Genomic DNA, 16107 nt, shown 5'->3' on the forward strand with positions numbered 1-16107 from the left:
CATCGCTTGGTGAATTACGTCAACCGCCGACGCGTAGCGGAACGGGTGTCAGCCCAGGTTGGCGGGGCGCTTCCAGTCGTCGCCGAGCACGTGCTGGGCGAGGAACGCGAACACGGTCTCGTACCAGACGACCGCGTGCTGCGGCTTCAGCACCCAGTGGTTCTCGTCCGGGAAGTAGAGGAACCGGTGCTGCAGCGCGCCGTCGGGCGCAGCGAAGCGGGCGTTGAGTTCCGACCAGAGGCGCAGCCCCTCGCCGATCGGCACCCGATAGTCGTGGTCGCCGTGCACGACCAGCATCGGTGTGACGATGTTCTCGACGTGGCGGTGGGGCGAGTTCGCCTCCAGCCCTTCCGGCGTGAAGATGCTGGCCCAGTACGCCGAGTCATCGGTGGTCGGGATGAACTGGTCGAGCGCCCAGAGGCTGGCGTGGGTGACGATCGCCCGGAAGCGATCCGTGTGGCCGGCTACCCAATTGGCCATGTAGCCACCGAAGGACCCGCCCATGGCCGCCGTGCGCGTCTCGTCGATGTCGTCGCGGGCGACAACGGCGTCCGTGATGGACATGAGGTCGGTGAACGGCGCCTCGCCCCACGCGTTCCAGCCCCTGGCGATGAAGTCGAGGCCGTAGCCCGTGGAGAGAGCTGGATTCGGCAGCAGCACCGCATACCCGCGAGCGACCGCCAGCTGCGGGTTCCAGCGCCAGCTCCACGCGTTCCAGCTGTTCAGCGGACCGCCGTGGATCCAGAGCAGCAGCGGAGCCGGCGCGCCGGCCCGCGCCGTCGCCGTCAGCAGGAGCCAGCCGCGGACCCGAGTGCCGTCCGCTGCCGTGGTCTCGACCTCCTCCATGTGCCCCGGCACCTCGGGCGCACCACCCGGCACCGCCAGCAGTGTCACCGATCCGTCGCGCGCAATGCGGACCGGATGCGGCGCGGCCATCCATGAGGACCGCAGCGCCACGAGATCACCCGTGGTGCGGTCCAGATGCACGTCCGTGTACGTGAAATCGTCGTCGGTGAGCTGCTGCACCGATCCGTCGTCCAGTGGGATCCGGAACACCGGGCCCCTGCCGTCCTGGTCGGCCGTCACGATGAGCGATCGGTCGTCGACGTCGAACTGCAGGCTCGACGGCCAGCGATCCCAGTCGGTGGCGACGCGGCGCGGATCGATCAGTCTCACCTCTGCGCCGTCGGCCGTCTCGGTGCGCGCGACGCCCGCCACCCAGAGCTCTTGCTGCGTCGGTCCCTGCGGTGTTGCTCGCGCGGTGCGCACGTACGCGACGACCAATCCGTTGTGCGAAAGGCTGGGTGCCTCGAGGTCGACCCTTCGTTCGTCGAGCAGCACGCTGTGCCTGCCGGATTCGATGTCGATCGCGACGAGGCGATGATGCCGGTCATAGCCATCCGCTACCGGAAGCGAAGCGATCACCGCCGTGCCGTCCGGCGTGATCGCCACGCCTTCTGCTCCGCCGCGTCCGGGATGCGGCGTGAGGTCTCGCGGCCGTGGAAGCGACGCCGGATAGGGCTCGGACGCCTCGTCCGTTCCCGTGCGCGCGGGCTCCGAGTCGTATGACGTGTCGGAGCCGTCGACGGATGCCGCGCCGGAGACATTCGACTCGCCCCCTGCATCGGATGCCCGCTCGGCACCGACCTGGTCCACGAGATCACCGGTGTCGAGAGCGAGCAGATGTGGTTCGTCGGGACCGAGGTCGGCATCCCAGTACCGCACGGGATACCCCTCGTGCAGGATGGCAGAGATCTTCGACTTCTTCCGCGCCGCCCGCAGCCGTGCGTCGTCTTCGAGCGTGTCGGCACTCGGCAGCAGGTCGGCACCGAGCACGACGCGGTCCACACCCTCGGCCGACGCGGATATCCCGGAGACACCACCGGCGAGGCGGGTGAGCGGACGCGCTTCTCCACCCGTCGCGGGGAGCAGCCAGAGCTGGCCGGTCTCGTCGTCGTCCGCGTCGGCATCCGGACGCGCAGAGGTGAAGAGCACATCGCCGGATGCCGTGAACACCGGCGACGACTCTCCCTTCGCAGACCGTGTGAGCCGCCTCGCCCCTTCGGCACCGTCGGACGGGACGGACCACAATGCCCGCTCGTACTTGGTGCCGTCCTTCGACAGTGTCGCAACGGAGAGCACGACGCGCGTGCCGTCGGGAGACAGCGAGAGGGACTCGACGCGGGGCAGGGCGATGTAGTCCCCGAGGGACTCGAACGACGACTTCGGCATGCATCCAACGTACGCGGTACGGTCTCCTCCATGAGCGTGGTGCTGTGCGTGACCCTGTGGCCGAATCCGGGGTTCGAAGAGGAGATGGTCGCCTACGAGGACGGCGTACTGGCGTTGCTGCCCGAGCACGGATCGCGGGTGGTCGCACGCGTGCGAACCCTCTCCGATGCCGCGGCATCAGAAGGTGCTGAGCCGCCGTTCGAGACGCAGATCATCGAGCTGCCCGACGACTCGGCCCTGGATTCGTACATGCGGGATCCCCGACGTCTCGCCGGTGCCGATGTGCGAGACCGCGCCATCGCCCGCACCGAGATCCAGCGGGTCAGCCTGGCCTGAGCATCCCGACCCCAGGTCGCCACCGGTGCCGTCGCCGTTCGACACCCGGTCCGCCGACCTCGACACCAGGGTTCCGCGGCGCTCGATTACGCGGGTCTCGGTGCGACCTGAAGTAACGAAAACAGGACGGATCGCGCTCTCGCGCCGAAAACAGGCTGGATTGCCATGTTTTCGACCTGATGTCCTGTGTTCGTAGCGCGGGGCGACGCGCGGTCACCCATGCGGACCCGCAGTGATCCGCGGGCGCGGCGCCTACTCGGCGGCCCGCCGCTCGTCGTATGCCGCGCGCGACGCCTCGATCGCCGGATGATGCGCCGTCGCCCAGTCTCCGAGGGCGATCGCGAGCTCGACGAGCGTGCGTCCGAGTTCGGTGAGCTCGTACTCGACGCGAGGCGGGACCTCGGCGTAGACCGAACGCACCACGAGGCCGTCGCGCTCGAGCTGGCGGAGGGTGAGGGTGAGCATCCGATGCGAGATGCCGGGGATGTGACGCCGCAGTTCGGTGAACCGCAAGCGTCCGGCGCGCAGTGTGGCGATCACGAGCAGGGACCACTTGTCGCCGATGCGGTTGAGCACGCCGCGCACGGCGCGGCCGGTCGACTCGTCCCCGGCGCACGAGTGTTCGTACGAGCTGAGCTCGGTGTCGCGTGCTGACGACTCGAAAGCGGCAGCCGAAGACGGATGCGCGACATCCGTCTTCTCTCGCCCGCCTCTCACGCCGGTTACCTCCGTGTGCCTTTTGTACGTCACCAGTCAGTAACGCATCATGTCATTGATAACCGATCGTAACCGACCCAGCCGTGCGGCGCCGCAACCCGCCGCGTGGCCGGACGGAGCGCCGGATCCCGACCAGGCCCGCGGTTCCCGCCGCGAGCCATCCGAACGAAAGACCCCCATGACCATCGCACTCTGGATCGTCAACATCATCCTCGCCATCGCCTACCTCGCGGCGGGCGGCACGAAGCTGCTGCAGCCGAAGGCCAAGCTCGCCCCCATGATGGGCTGGGTCGAAGACTTCGCCACCCCATACGTCAAGCTGATCGCGGCGGCCGAAGTGGTCGGCGCGCTCGGGCTCGTGCTTCCGCTGCTGACCAGCATCGCGCCGATCCTGGCTCCGATCGCCGCGGTGTGCCTCGCGATCATCATGGCCGGAGCGGTCGTCGTGCACCTCCGCCGCAAGGAGCCGGTGCTCCCTGCGCTGGTGCTCGGCATCGTGTCGATCGTGAGTGCCGGGCTCGGGTTCGCGGTGGTCTGATCCACCGCGCGCTCGAATCAGACCCCAGAGGGACTGACGTCCCCATGAACAAAGTCACGTCCGAATTCGCGCAAAGCGGCCGCACAAACGCCGATCGAGCACTCACGCCAAAACTCACAAGAAAAATAACGAACAGGTAACTAGCGCCCCGTTACCTGTTCGTTATAGAGTTCAAGCGCACCGGTTGTTTGCTGTGGCGGCCGGTGCGGAATGTGATTGCAGGACACTCTTGGTGCAAGGGAGAGGGCCGGTCGTAAGCCTCTACGACCGGCCCTCAATTCTGTCTACGGAGCGGTGCAGACGGAGCAGTGCAGACGCACCACTTCGAGGTCCTGCAAGGCCTCTCCCATGTGAAGAGTGCCCCTAGGTTTCTCGGGACGAGCATCTTCGGCGCAGTGAAAGGGCTGCCGGGTCTGCAGGGGCCGTTCCGGGCCCTCGTCGATGCATCCGACCGGAGCGCCCTTCGGCTCACCGGCCCGCGACAGTCCGAGCGTCGTGCAGCGGCGATCGTTCGAGCTGGGACGCCGTCCCGCGGATACTGAGCGGCTCAGACTCCGCTGATGGCCACCGTGACGATGAATCCGATGACGCCGGCGACCGCGATGACGAACGCGATCCAGACGAGTACGCCTGCGGCACCGGTGCGGGCGGGGTATGTGGGGTGACGATCGTCCATTCCTCGATGCTATGCCCGAGGGCGGCGCCTCCATCGCGCACCGAGTCGTCCATCCGTCCGCCCGGAACGGCGCCCATCCCCGTACGCTTGAACGCGACGTTTCTTCACGTCGGATCGGTTGCGGTCCGGCAGTCATTCGTGTCGGGTCGTACGACGACCCGTGTCCGGCGCCCTGGGAGGAGTCGCAGCGTGGCCACGAAGTCCGCCATCAGCGCATGGGAATCGCTGTTCCGAGCCCAGGTGACCGTCATGCGCACGCTCACGGCTGAGTTTCCGCGCGACCCCGACCTCAGTCTCACCGAGTACGACGTGCTGTTCACCATCTCGAAGCAGGAGGGACGCAGCATCCGCATGCGCGATCTGCGCACCCAGGTGCTGCTGACCCAGCCGAGCGTGAGCAGGCTCGTCGACCGGCTGGTCGACCGAGGGCTCGTGTCGAAGTGTCCGGAGCCGGATGACGCGCGCGGCTCCCTCGTGCGCCTCACCGATGACGGCTACCGCTTGTACCGCACGTGCGCTGTGCAGCACGGCCGGTCGATCATCGACCACGTAGGCGGTGCGCTCTCGAGCGAGGAGCTCGCCCAGCTCGAGGCGCTCTGCGACAAGCTGCGGCGGAGCGTCGAGGGAGCCGAATCCGTCTCCGTCACGCCCGCATAGCGGCGCGACCGCCCTCACACCTGCCCGCGTCGGGTTCGCCCGCACGGACGTTGTCCCACCGTCACGAGAAGGAAGCCACCATGCAGCAACGACCCATCGGCAACCGCACCGTCAGCGCGATCGGACTCGGCGGCATGCCGATGTCCATCGAGGGGCGCCCGGACGAGAAGCGTTCGATCGCCGCGATCCACGCCGCTCTCGACGCAGGCGTCACGCTCATCGACACGGCGAACGCCTACCACATCCATGCCGACGAAGTCGGTCACAACGAGGCACTGATCGCCAAGGCGCTGCGCGAGTACGACGGCGACGCATCCGATGTGCTCGTCGCAACGAAGGGCGGGCATCTCCGCCCCGGCGACGGAAGCTGGACGGTCAACGGCAACCCGGACTACATTCGCGGTGCCGCAGAGGAATCGCGCCGCCGCCTCGGCGTCGAGCGGATCGGTTTGTACCAGTTCCACAGGCCGGACCCGGCCGTTCCGTACGCCGATTCCGTCACAGCCCTGCGCGACCTGCTCAACGACGGCGTCATCGAGATGGCCGGCATCTCGAACGCGAGCGTCGAGCAGATCGACATCGCGCAGGATGTGCTCGGCGGCCGCCTGGTCTCGGTGCAGAACCAGTACTCGCCGCGTTTCCGGTCTAGCCAGCCGGAGCTCGACTACTGCACCGAACTCGGCATCGCGTTCCTGCCGTGGAGCCCGCTCGGGGGCATCGGACGCAGCGGCGCGGGCGCCGGATTCGAGGCGTTCCAGGACATCGCGGATGCCCGCGGCGTGAGCCCGCAGGTCATCACGCTCGCGTGGGAACTCGCGAAGGGGCCGGGCGTGATCCCCATCCCTGGATCGTCGCGTCCGGAGAGCATCCTCGATTCGATCACGGCCGTCGACATACGGCTGACCGAGGACGAGCTCGACCGGCTCGGATAGCCGAGCGGTCGCGGCGACGGGAACCGCGGCATCCGCAGTCCCGCTTCGCGAACTGCAGGCGAACGCGCCTCGGACTCGCGCCTCGTGACGGCGGGGCCGAGGTGCCGCACGGGCTCCGCTCCGCACGCCGCGCCGCCGACGGTCCAGCACCGCCGCGCTCTAGTGTGTGAGCCATGACGGACGCCTCGGTCCCGGTCGGACCCGAATCGAACCCTGAAGCTCCCGACCCAGACGCCTCGCAGGCGGACGCCTCGCAGGCGGACGCGGTCGCGAAGCGCACCCACGAGGCGGTCCCGTCGAGGACGTTCTGGGCCAACCTGAACCAGCCCTTCACCCTCGGCTTTCTGATCACGCTGGGCGGCCTCGCGGCACTGGTCATCGGGCTGGCCGTCTCGAGCCTCTCCACGATCCTGATCTACATCGGGTTCGCACTGTTCGCCGCGCTCGGCCTCGACCCCGTCGTGCGCAACCTCGAACGGCACAAGGTGGCCAGGCCGTGGGGCATCGTGATCGTCTACGGCGCGTTCGCCGTCGTGCTGGTCGGCGTGCTGTGGCTGATCGTGCCGACGGCGGTGAGCCAGATCACGCAGTTCGTGACCAACATCCCTGCGACGATCACGTCATTCCAGCACTCGGATCTCTACGACTGGCTGCAGTCGAACTTCGGCGACCAGGTCGCCTCCATAACGGACCAGATCAAGAGTTTCCTCGCCAACCCGGCGAACATCGCCGCCATCGGCGGCGGCGTCGTGAAGGTGGGAGTGACCATCGGTTCCGTCATCTCCGGAATCATCATCGTGCTCGTGCTGAGCCTCTACTTCCTGGCCTCCCTGCCCACGATCAAGACGGCGTTCGCCCGGCTCGCGCCCGCACGCAACCGACCCACCGTGTCGTCGATGATCGAGCAGATCTCCGGCGGCATCGGCGGCTATCTCGGCGGGATGGTCGTGCTCGCGTTCTTCAACTCGATCGTCGCCGGCCTGCTGTACCTGTTCCTCGGACTGCCGTTCCCCTTGCTGATGGCGGTCGTGGCGTTCTGCATCACGCTGATCCCGCTCGTCGGATCCGTGCTGTTCTGGTTCGCCGGCACGATAGTGGCACTCTTCAGCAGCCCGATCGCAGCGCTGGTGTTCGCGATCATCTATCTCGTCTATATGCAGATCGAGGCATACGTGCTCACGCCCCGGGTGATGAACCGAGCCATCTCCGTGCCCGGATCGCTGGTGATCATCGGAGCGCTCGTGGGAGGGACCCTGCTCGGTCTGCTCGGCGCGCTCGTCGCGATTCCGGTGACGGCGAGCATCCTGCTGATCATCAAGCAGATCTTCATCCCGCGCCAGGACGCCAAGGTCTGAGCGCAGCCTTCTCTGGACAGCGCGGACGCCCGCGGCGAGGCTTGTGCACATGTCCTCTTCTCGGAAGGCGGTCGGGTGACGACCGGTGGCACAGCGCCGATGCATCGGCGGCGGGTGTCCGACTGGCTGAACAGGCACGACCCTGATCTCGCCGCCCTGCGGCGAGCGGGACGCACCGCCATCGTCATGCCGCTGCTCTTCGCGTTCGGCTATTACGTCGTGGGCAACGCCGACTACGCCACCTTCTGCGCCTTCGGCTCCTTCGCCATGCTGCTGCTGGTCGGTTTCGGCGGCACGATCCGCGAGCGGCTGCAGGCGCAGCTCGCCCTGGCCGTGACGGGTGGCGTGCTCGTGGTGCTCGGCACGCTGACGGCGACACCGGTCTGGCTGGGCGCGCTGTCCATGGCCGTCGTCGCGTTCGCCGTGCTCTTCGTGGGCACCGTCAGCTCCGTGCTGGCGTCGGCGAGCACGTCGTTGCTCATCGCCTTCATCCTCCCTGTCACTCTGCCCGGCGGCTTGGCATCCGTACTGCCGCGGCTGGCCGGGTGGGGCACGGCATCGGTGGTGGGACTCGCGGCCATCGCGTTGCTCTGGCCGGCGCCCGTGCGGCTGCCGCTGCGCACGAGCGCCGCGCACGCCTGCTTGGCACTCGCCACCCGGTTGCGCGCCGACGCAGCCTTCGTGCTGAGCGGTCGCGAGCCCTCGGCGGAGGCCGCGCGGGACGCCGCAGCAGCCCAGGCGAACGACGCCGTCGCCGCGCTTCGCGCACTCTTCCTCGCCACGCCGTACCGTCCCACAGGTCTCAGCACCCCCGATCGAACGGTCGTGCGGCTCGTGGACGAGATCAGCTGGCTCCAGGTCATCGCAGCGCAGTCGGCCTTCATCAGGCGCCCCGTCTATCCGGCATCCGATTCCGTCTACCGGGAGGCCTGCGATGCGAAGATCGCGGGCGCCGACGCGCTCGAGCGTGGTGCTGACATCCTGATGGCCGACGGCGCGCAGACCACCGAGCTCGAGGCGGCGATAGGGCGGCTGGCGCGGGCGCGTTCCACCCTGGCATCCCGCACCATGACGCATCTGCCGAACGCGGCCGACCGCACATCGGCAGAGACCAAGCGTCCTTCGGTCGACGCCTTCGTCTCTGCACTCGATCCCGCGTTCCGCGCCCAGGAGCTGAGCTACGCCGTCTCGCAGGTCGCCGGCAACATCGTGTTGACGGCAGAAGCCGAGAGACGTTCGTGGTGGGACAAGGCGCTGGGGCGACAGCCGGGTGATCTGCGAGGAGCCTTCGGCGCCGGTCTGGAGCGAGCAGGCGCCCAATTCCGCTGGCGGTCGGTGTGGCTGCACAACAGCCTGCGCGGCGCCGCTGCGCTGGGCGTCGCCGTGCTGCTCGCCGATCTCACGGGCGTGCAGCACTCGTTCTGGGTCGTGCTCGGCACGCTCTCGGTGCTGCGATCGAACGCGCTGAGCACGGGGCAGAACGTGTTGAGAGGTGTCATCGGCACCTCCGTCGGCGTGATCGCCGGCGCCCTGCTGCTCGCGCTGATCGGCGACGACACCGTCGCCCTGTGGATTCTGCTGCCGATCGCGATCCTCGTCGCGGGATTCGCTCCCACCGCGATCTCGTTCGCTGCGGGACAGGCCGGGTTCACGATCATCCTGGTGCTGCTCTTCAACATCATCGAGCCGACCGGATGGACCGTCGGGCTCGTGCGCATCGAGGACGTCGCCCTCGGTTGCCTGGTGAGCCTGGCGGTGGGTCTGCTGTTCTGGCCGCGGGGAGCCGCGGCAGCGCTGCGGGCGGCGCTGGCGGACGCGTACAGCGCGCTGGCCGACTACCTCGCGGCCGCCGTGGCGTTCGGAGTCGACCGGTGCGACGCGACAACGTCGTCGCGTCAGGAGCCGACTGCGGAATCCCGCCGCGCGGCCGCTGCGTCACGGAGGCTGGACGACACCTTCCGCACGTACCTCACCGAGCATTCGCCGCGCCGCGTGCCGCTGTCCGTTGCAGCATCGTCGGTGGCTGGAGTGGCGGGCATCCGTCTGATCAGCGATGCCATCGTGGACATGTGGCGGGACGAGCGCGGCGAGACGCAGGGCGATCGGGCACGCGCCCGCCGGGCGCTTCAGTCGTCGGTCGACCTGCTGTGCGACTGGTGCGTGCGCTTCGGGATGCAACTCGTCGATCGTGCTGAGCTTCCGCAACCGCTGCCGCGCGATCCCCGGCTGGCGGCAGAGCTGCTGGATGCCGTGCGGCTCGACCTCATCGACGAAACGGGTATGAGCACTCCGACGGCCGTTCGACTGGTGTGGACGGGCGACTACCTTGACGCGGTCCGCCGCCTTCAAGCGCAGGTCGTGGGATCGTCGGAGCCCACGCGGGCGGGCGCCGGCGTGGGCGTTCCGACGGACGGCCGACCCGAGCCGGGATGAGCGCGAACCCCGGATACTCCGCCGCGACCCGCCGAATCCACCACCCCTGCACGCTCGGCAGGAGGGTCACGTCACGGCAGGAGGGTCACGCCGTCGCCAGCTCGAAGGCCCGCCACATCGCCGCGTAGGCGCCGTCCTGCTCCAGCAGCTCGTCGTGCGAGCCCACCTCGATGACGCGTCCGTGGTCGAGCATGACGATGCGGTGGGCACCCATAGCGGTCTGCAGCCGGTGCGCGATGAGCACGGTCGTGCGGTCGCGGGCGAGGCGGTGCATGGCATCCGTCACGCGGGATTCCGTCGCCAGGTCGAGGTTCGAGGTGGCCTCGTCGAGCAGCAGAATGGACGGCTGCACGAGTTCGGCACGTGCGAGGGCGATGAGCTGACGCTGCCCGGCGCTGAGCGACTTGCCGCGTTCCGCGATCTCCGTGTCGTAGCCCAGCGGCAAGGACTCGATCATCTCGTGGGCGCCGACGGCACGCGCCGCCGACTCGATGGCGGAGGAACTCGCATCCGGGCGACCGTACGCGATGTTGTCGGCGACGGTCCCCGTGAAGAGGAACGACTCCTGCGGCACATAGCCCAGGTTGCGACGGAAACCGCCGAGGTCGAGGCGACGCAGGTCGGTGCCGTCGGCCAGCACGGCTCCCCGGTCCGGGTCGTAGAACCGGGCCAGCAGCTTCATCACGGTCGATTTCCCCGCACCCGTCTCGCCGACCAGCGCGACAGTCTCACCCGGACGGATGCCGAGCACGATCCCGGACAGCGCCTCCTGCTTGCGGGGCGCCGACGCGTCGCGCGAGCGCGGGTCGCGCGCATCGTGCGGGCCGCGCAGCTGAACACTCGACACCGGCGCCGTCGGATACGCGAAGTGCACGTCGTCGAGCGCCACATCGCCGCTCAGCTCGCCGACGACGACCGGGTGCTCAGGCTGCGGCGTCAGGGTTTCCAGCCGCATCAGTTCCGAGATGCGCGACACGGAGACCCTGGTCTGCTGCCATGCGTCGAACACCTGCGACAGCTGCTGGATCGGCGAGAAGAACATGTCGATGTAGAGCAGGAACGCGATGAGCGCGCCCGCCGTCAGCTGACCCTGCGCGATCAGAACGGCACCGAGCCCGAGCACGATCACGTCAGCGATGGACGACAGGAACTGCACGAACGGGAAGTAGACGGCGACGAGTCGCTGAGCGGCCACGCGCGATCGCAGGTAGGCGCTGCCGTGTCCGTGGAACCGGCGCATCGTCGCCTGCTCGTGCGTGAACGCCTGCGACTCGCGGACTCCGGAGAGGCTCTCCTGGAACGCCGCGTTGACGATGGCGATCCGCTCGCGCGACAGATCGTACAGCTTCGACGACCGCCGCCGGAACCACAACGTCGCCAGCGCGAGCGGGATCACGATGGTCAGCACGGCCAGGCCGAGCGGGGCATCCACGATGACGAGCGCGATACCGACACCGACGAACGTGACGAACGCGACGAGTGCACCGAGCAGGCCGTTCTGAAGCAGAGACTCGAACTGGTCGATGTCGGTGGTCATGCGCGTCATGATGCGACCGGCCATCTCGCGCTCGTAGTAGTCGAGCGACAGCTGCTGCAGCTGGGCGAAAACGCGGATGCGCAGCGAGAGCATGATGCGCTGCGCGGCACGACCCGTGACGAACGACTCGGCCATGCCGTTGAACATGTCGGCGATCGTGATCACCAGATAGATCCCCGATGCCGCGAACAGCACGGATGCCACACCCGTGGTCACGCCCTGGTCGATGCCCGTCTTCACGACGGCCGGGCCGAGGAGTCCCACCACCGCGTCGATCACCACGAAGACGAGCGCCAACAGCAACGGACGACGGAACTCGCGCAGCACCTTGCCGAGCGAGAAGTCCGGGTCGTGACGGGATTCGGTGTCGAGGTCGATCTCGGGAAAGTCCTTCACCGGCGGCAGGGCGGCCACCCTGGCGAGGAGATCCGGCGTGGGAGCGAGCCCTGCGCTCATGCCGCGCATTCCGCCGCCTCCGCCGCCGAGGCCCATGCCGATACCGGTGGGGCCGGCCGCTCCCCGACGAACGCCTGTCTTGGGGGCCGTGCGTGGTCGTCCGGCCGCCGCCGATGACGGGGGTTCGTCGCTCTGCGTGACCACGCCGGCCTCCGCCGCCGGCGCCAGGGCGTCGATGTCACCGCGGCGGGCGGCATCCGTCGCCCCGAACAGCGCCTGGTACGTCTCGCTGCGGTCGATGAGCTCGTCGTGCGTGCCCTGGTCGACGATGCGCCCGTGCTCGAGCACGACGATGCGGTCGGCGAGGTGCAGCGTCGAGTGCCGATGAGCGACGAGCAGCACCGTGCGGTTCTCCATGACGCTGCGCAGCGCGTCGTGGATGCTCTGCTCCGTGCGAGCGTCGATGGCGCTGGTGGCGTCGTCGAGCACGAGGATGGCCGGATCCCGCAGAATGGCCCTCGCCAGAGCGACGCGCTGCCGTTGTCCGCCCGACAGGCTGAGTCCGCGTTCGCCGACGACCGTGTCGTACCCGCGAGGCAGCTCCATGATGAAGTCGTGCGCCTGGGCGGCGCGGGCCGCAGCCTCGATCTGGTCGTCCGTGGCATCCGGCGCGCCGTAGGCGATGTTGTCGTGCACCGATTCGGAGAACAGGAACGCGTCCTCGAACGCCATGCCGATGGTCGTGCGCAGGGATCCGAGTCGCACGTCGCGCACGCTCGTCCCGCCGATCGTGACGTCGCCGGAGTCGGGGTCGTAGTAGCGCACGAGCAGGCGCCCGACCGTGGACTTGCCGCTTCCGCTCGCACCGACCAGGGCCACCCGCTCCCCCGGCTGCACCGTCAGCGAGAAGTCGTCGAGGACCGTGGCGTTCTCGCCGTACCCGAACGTCACGTCGCGGAATTCGATCGCGCCCGGGTCTGCCGGCAGGTCGACGGCGTCCGCCACGTCGCGGATGGCGGGAGTCATGTCGAGCAGCTGGAAGATGCGCTCCAGCCCGGCGCGCGCCTGCTGACCGATGGTGAGGATGCCGGCGAGCTGCCTCGCCGGCGCCATGAGCTGGGCGATGTACGTGGAGAAGGCGAGGAAGGTGCCGAGCGTGATGTTGCCGCTGAGTGCGAGCCATCCGCCGAGCGCCAGGATGCCGACCTGCCCGAGCACCGGCACCGCCTCGAGCAGCGGCTGGTACTTGGACTGGATGCGCACGGCGCGCATCTGTGATCCATAGAGGTTCGACGCGGTGCCCGTCAGGCGCTCCAGCTCGCGACGCTCCTGGCCGAATGCCTTGACGACGCGCACGCCGCCGACGTCTTCGTCGACGATCTCCGCGAGATCGCCTTCCTTCTGCTGGCCGTCCCACGTGGCCGGGAAGACGCGGCGGCGCATGCGGTAGCTGATGATGAGCAGCGCCGGAACGACGGCCAGGCTGACGAGCGCGAGCAGCGGCGAGAGGATGAACATGACGACGAGCGAGAGCACCATCATCAGCACGTTGCCCGTGACCAGCGGCAGGAAGTTCAGTAGGCCCTGCACGAGCGCCGAGTCGGAGTTCGCGCGGGCCACGAGCTGGCCGGCCGGCATGGTGTCGAGCGTGGCGGCATCCAGTCGCTGCAGCTGGTCGTGCATCTCGTTGCGCAGGTCGTTCTGCACGTCGAGGGCGACGCGGCCTCCCCGGTAGCGCCTGAGGTAGGCGAAGCCGAAGGCGATGAGCGCCAGAACGATCAGCAGCGTCAGCCAGGGCAGGAGCGGCGCGGACTTCGTCACGATGACGCCATCGACGATCTGGCGGGCGATCAGCGGGGTGGCCACCTGGCACGCGGATCCCAGGATGGCGGCGACCACAGAGATGGTGACGTTCGATCGATGGCGCCACAGGTAGCCGCCGAGCCTGCGGAACCAGCCCTGCGTTCGCGTCGCCTTCACCGACGTGGACCCACTCACCGGCGGCCTGCTTCCTGCGCGACCCGCGCGTCCGGTGAGGGCGAGGGTACCGCGGTCGCCCTGTAGCCGGCCGCGACGGATGCCTGGCGCATCTCGATCGCCGAACCAAGATTTGCGAGCGCCGCGAGCGTGGCATCCGGATCATCCGTGCCGCTCGCGAGTTCGACGACGACGGCGGCAAGTGCCGACTCCGCGTCCGCCCGCGCCGACTCGCCCTCCTCGGTCAGCACGAGGTCGATGGCGCGCTGGTCGGAACCGTGCGCCTCGCGACGCAGCATTCCGCGGCGCACGAGGGACTCGACGGTGGAGCTGATCGCCGGCTTGCCGAGCGCGAGACGCTGAGCGAGGCGCGATGCACGGGCCTCGCCTTCGGCGACCGCGGAGAGAACGCGGAAGTCCGCGAGACTCAGCTGCGGCAGCGACCGCTCGAGGATTCGGGACGCCCTGGTCAGCGCGTGGACGGCGGCGCGGGCATCCGCCGCAGCGGCGTTCGTTGAGCGAGGTGTCGCCACAGCGGCTCCGTCAGATAGTTCGACCACCGAACCATACTGTCATGGACACCGCCCGCCCGACACCCTGGCGGGCAGGCACAGGCGACTCTAAGATTGTGAACATGTCTCACGAAACCCCGCAGTCAGTCGGGGGAGTCTTGGACACCCACAAGGTCGACTTCTCGACCTTCGCGAACGACATCTCTCCCGACGAATGGTCGAAGATCGTCTCGGTACGTCCGCCGATCTTCTTCCCGTCTCCCATCGACACGCTGTCGGTGACGCACCCGGTCGGCCTCGGCCGCACCAACACGACGCTCATCCAGGCCACGATCGTGCAGACGGATGCGGCGACCGCCTACGCGAGCTTCGATCGCACGGCGAATCCGTCGCGCAACCCCGTCGCCCAGATCCACTTCGAACCGGACGCCTACGGCATCACGGCCACGCGCGACTACGTCGTGACGTTCTTCCTGGACGCCGCGGCCACGACGACATTCGCCGTCTCCCAGTTCGGCGCATCGAGCGCGAGCGGCACGGGCAACCGCACGATCACCGGCCAGCAGGTCATCACGGTCGGGTTGAATGCGCTGCCGGCCGCGCAGCCCTGCTATGTGGCGATCGAGGAGATCTCCGGGCAGTCGTGGAGCTGGTACAAAACGGTGATCGCGCCGCCGCCACTCGTGTTCCAGCTCTGAGCGTTCTCCGGCTCCGCTTTCCGGCTCGGCCTTCGCGGCTCCGCGCATCGGCGCGCCCATCCTCCTGGATTCCGCCTGGTCGACCGCGTCCGAAGCGCACGCATCGCCCGATCCCTCCGCGCACCCGAACGACGCCTGCCGGCAGGCAGGCGTCGTTCGGGAGCATGGTTCGGGCCGTGCGGTTACGGGAGGGTGTGCCCCGCCGCAGTGAACAGGCGGTACCACTCCGGGCGGGTGAGGGGCAGGTCGGAGCCGGCCGCTGAATCCGCGACCCGCTGCGGGTTGGTCGTGCCGAGCACGACCTGCATGTTCGCCGGATGCCGGGTGATCCACGCAACGGCGATGGCCGTCGGCGTCACGCCGTACGATGCGGCGATCTCGTCGATGGCGTCGTTGAGCTCCGCGTAGTCCTCGCGGTCGCCGAGGAAGACGCCGTCGAAGAACCCCTTCTGGAACGGCGACCACGCCTGCAGCGTGATGTCGTTCAGGCGGGAATAGTCCAGGATGCCGTTGTCGCGGTCGATCGACTGGTCGAGGCCGTTCATGTTGGCGGCGATGCCCTGCGCGAACAGGTTCGCGTGCGTGATGCTGAGCTGAACCTGGTTGGCGACGATCGGCTGGTTCAACGAGCGGCGCAGGAGTTCCGTCTGACCGGGTGTCTGGTTCGAGACGCCGAAGTTGCGCACCTTTCCGGAGGCGTTGAGTGTGTCGAAGGCATCCGCGATCTCGTCCGGCTCCATGAGGGTGTCGGGGCGGTGCAGCAGCAGCACGTCGAGGTAGTCGGTGCGGAGCGCCTTCAGCGACTCGTCAACGGACTCGAGGATGTGCTCCTTCGAGAAGTCCCAGAAGCCCTGGCGGATGCCCACCTTCGACTGGAGGTAGACCTGCTCGCGCTCCGACGGGCTGAACTGCACCGCGTCGCCGAAGCGGCGCTCGCATCCGTGGTCGCCCCCGTAGACGTCGGCGTGATCGAAGAAGTTGATGCCCGCGTCGCGCGCGGTGCCGACGAGGGTGCGGATCTGCTCGTCGCTGAGCTCGAGGATGCGCATCAGGCCGAGGATGACGTTGCTCGCGTCCATCGACGTGTGCGGGAGGGTGATTCGTTTCATGT

General features: G+C 68.4%; 13 protein-coding genes. 7 read left to right on the forward strand and 6 right to left on the reverse strand.

Annotated features, from left to right (window positions below):
* Nucleotides 1-48 precede the first annotated feature (48 nt).
* The gene (locus tag HII28_RS16550) at nucleotides 49-2232 is read right to left on the reverse strand and encodes an alpha/beta fold hydrolase (protein ID WP_170026961.1); all 2184 of its coding nucleotides are present in this window, start codon (nucleotides 2230-2232) and stop codon (nucleotides 49-51) included.
* 30 nt (nucleotides 2233-2262) lie between these two features.
* On the opposite strand from HII28_RS16550, the gene HII28_RS16555 reads away from it, so the two are divergent.
* Nucleotides 2263-2568, forward strand: coding sequence for a hypothetical protein (locus tag HII28_RS16555; RefSeq protein WP_170026962.1), 306 nt, complete (start codon nucleotides 2263-2265; stop codon nucleotides 2566-2568).
* A gap of 252 nt (nucleotides 2569-2820) precedes the next feature.
* Here HII28_RS16555 and HII28_RS20365 read toward each other — a convergent pair whose 3' ends face one another.
* Nucleotides 2821-3285 carry a helix-turn-helix domain-containing protein gene (locus tag HII28_RS20365; protein ID WP_170026963.1) on the reverse strand — a complete coding sequence of 155 codons (465 nt, stop codon included), beginning with the start codon at nucleotides 3283-3285 and terminating at the stop codon, nucleotides 2821-2823.
* Between the two features lie 178 nt (nucleotides 3286-3463).
* Between HII28_RS20365 and HII28_RS16565 the strand changes: the two genes are divergently transcribed.
* Nucleotides 3464-3823, forward strand: coding sequence for a DoxX family protein (locus HII28_RS16565; RefSeq protein ID WP_170026964.1), 360 nt, complete (start codon nucleotides 3464-3466; stop codon nucleotides 3821-3823).
* Between the two features lie 547 nt (nucleotides 3824-4370).
* Here HII28_RS16565 and HII28_RS20515 read toward each other — a convergent pair.
* Entirely contained in the window at nucleotides 4371-4499 is a 129-nt protein-coding gene (locus tag HII28_RS20515) for a hypothetical protein (protein WP_277348498.1), read from the reverse strand.
* 189 nt (nucleotides 4500-4688) lie between these two features.
* Between HII28_RS20515 and HII28_RS16570 the strand changes: the two genes are divergently transcribed.
* The 4 genes from HII28_RS16570 (at nucleotide 4689) to HII28_RS16585 (ending at nucleotide 9876) form a co-directional block, all read left to right on the forward strand.
* Nucleotides 4689-5156 carry a MarR family winged helix-turn-helix transcriptional regulator gene (locus HII28_RS16570; protein ID WP_346769375.1) on the forward strand — a complete coding sequence of 156 codons (468 nt, stop codon included), beginning with the start codon at nucleotides 4689-4691 and terminating at the stop codon, nucleotides 5154-5156.
* 80 nt (nucleotides 5157-5236) lie between these two features.
* Nucleotides 5237-6088: an aldo/keto reductase gene (locus HII28_RS16575; RefSeq protein ID WP_170026965.1), complete on the forward strand. Its 852-nt coding sequence runs from the start codon at nucleotides 5237-5239 to the stop codon at nucleotides 6086-6088.
* Between the two features lie 173 nt (nucleotides 6089-6261).
* Nucleotides 6262-7443 carry an AI-2E family transporter gene (locus tag HII28_RS16580; protein ID WP_170026966.1) on the forward strand — a complete coding sequence of 394 codons (1182 nt, stop codon included), beginning with the start codon at nucleotides 6262-6264 and terminating at the stop codon, nucleotides 7441-7443.
* Between the two features lie 75 nt (nucleotides 7444-7518).
* Nucleotides 7519-9876, forward strand: coding sequence for an FUSC family protein (locus tag HII28_RS16585; protein WP_346769376.1), 2358 nt, complete (start codon nucleotides 7519-7521; stop codon nucleotides 9874-9876).
* Nucleotides 9877-9961: 85 nt separating this feature from the next.
* Here the strand turns inward: HII28_RS16585 and HII28_RS16590 are convergent, their stop codons facing one another.
* Both HII28_RS16590 and HII28_RS16595 read right to left on the reverse strand, forming a co-directional pair.
* Nucleotides 9962-13807, reverse strand: coding sequence for an ABC transporter ATP-binding protein (locus HII28_RS16590; RefSeq protein ID WP_170026967.1), 3846 nt, complete (start codon nucleotides 13805-13807; stop codon nucleotides 9962-9964).
* The gene (locus HII28_RS16595) at nucleotides 13804-14346 is read right to left on the reverse strand and encodes a MarR family winged helix-turn-helix transcriptional regulator (RefSeq protein WP_205865023.1); all 543 of its coding nucleotides are present in this window, start codon (nucleotides 14344-14346) and stop codon (nucleotides 13804-13806) included. Before HII28_RS16595 ends, HII28_RS16590 begins: the two co-directional genes overlap by 4 nt.
* A gap of 74 nt (nucleotides 14347-14420) precedes the next feature.
* Between HII28_RS16595 and HII28_RS16600 the strand changes: the two genes are divergently transcribed.
* Complete coding sequence (locus tag HII28_RS16600; RefSeq protein ID WP_170026968.1) at nucleotides 14421-14996, forward strand: hypothetical protein; 576 nt, start codon at nucleotides 14421-14423, stop codon at nucleotides 14994-14996.
* A 182-nt stretch (nucleotides 14997-15178) separates the two neighbouring features.
* On the opposite strand, the gene HII28_RS16605 is transcribed toward HII28_RS16600, so the two are convergent.
* A complete protein-coding gene (locus tag HII28_RS16605; protein WP_170026969.1) occupies nucleotides 15179-16105 on the reverse strand; it encodes an aldo/keto reductase in 927 nt (308 codons plus the stop codon).
* Between the last annotated feature and the right edge of the window lie 2 nt (nucleotides 16106-16107).

The sequence above is a fragment of the Planctomonas sp. JC2975 genome (genome assembly GCF_012985205.1).
Classification (GTDB): Bacteria; Actinomycetota; Actinomycetes; order Actinomycetales; family Microbacteriaceae; genus Humibacter.

Excerpts from the sequence above, each read along its gene's own strand:
- HII28_RS16600 (WP_170026968.1), top strand. The coding sequence starts at position 14,421 with ATGTCTCACGAAACCCCGCAGTCAGTCGGGGGAGTCTTGGACACCCAC.
- HII28_RS16575 (WP_170026965.1), top strand. The coding sequence starts at position 5,237 with ATGCAGCAACGACCCATCGGCAACCGCACCGTCAGCGCGATCGGACTC.
- HII28_RS16605 (WP_170026969.1), bottom strand. The coding sequence starts at position 16,105 with ATGAAACGAATCACCCTCCCGCACACGTCGATGGACGCGAGCAACGTC.
- HII28_RS20515 (WP_277348498.1), bottom strand. The coding sequence starts at position 4,499 with ATGGACGATCGTCACCCCACATACCCCGCCCGCACCGGTGCCGCAGGC.
- HII28_RS16555 (WP_170026962.1), top strand. The coding sequence starts at position 2,263 with ATGAGCGTGGTGCTGTGCGTGACCCTGTGGCCGAATCCGGGGTTCGAA.
- HII28_RS16580 (WP_170026966.1), top strand. The coding sequence starts at position 6,262 with ATGACGGACGCCTCGGTCCCGGTCGGACCCGAATCGAACCCTGAAGCT.
- HII28_RS16550 (WP_170026961.1), bottom strand. The coding sequence starts at position 2,232 with ATGCCGAAGTCGTCGTTCGAGTCCCTCGGGGACTACATCGCCCTGCCC.
- HII28_RS16565 (WP_170026964.1), top strand. The coding sequence starts at position 3,464 with ATGACCATCGCACTCTGGATCGTCAACATCATCCTCGCCATCGCCTAC.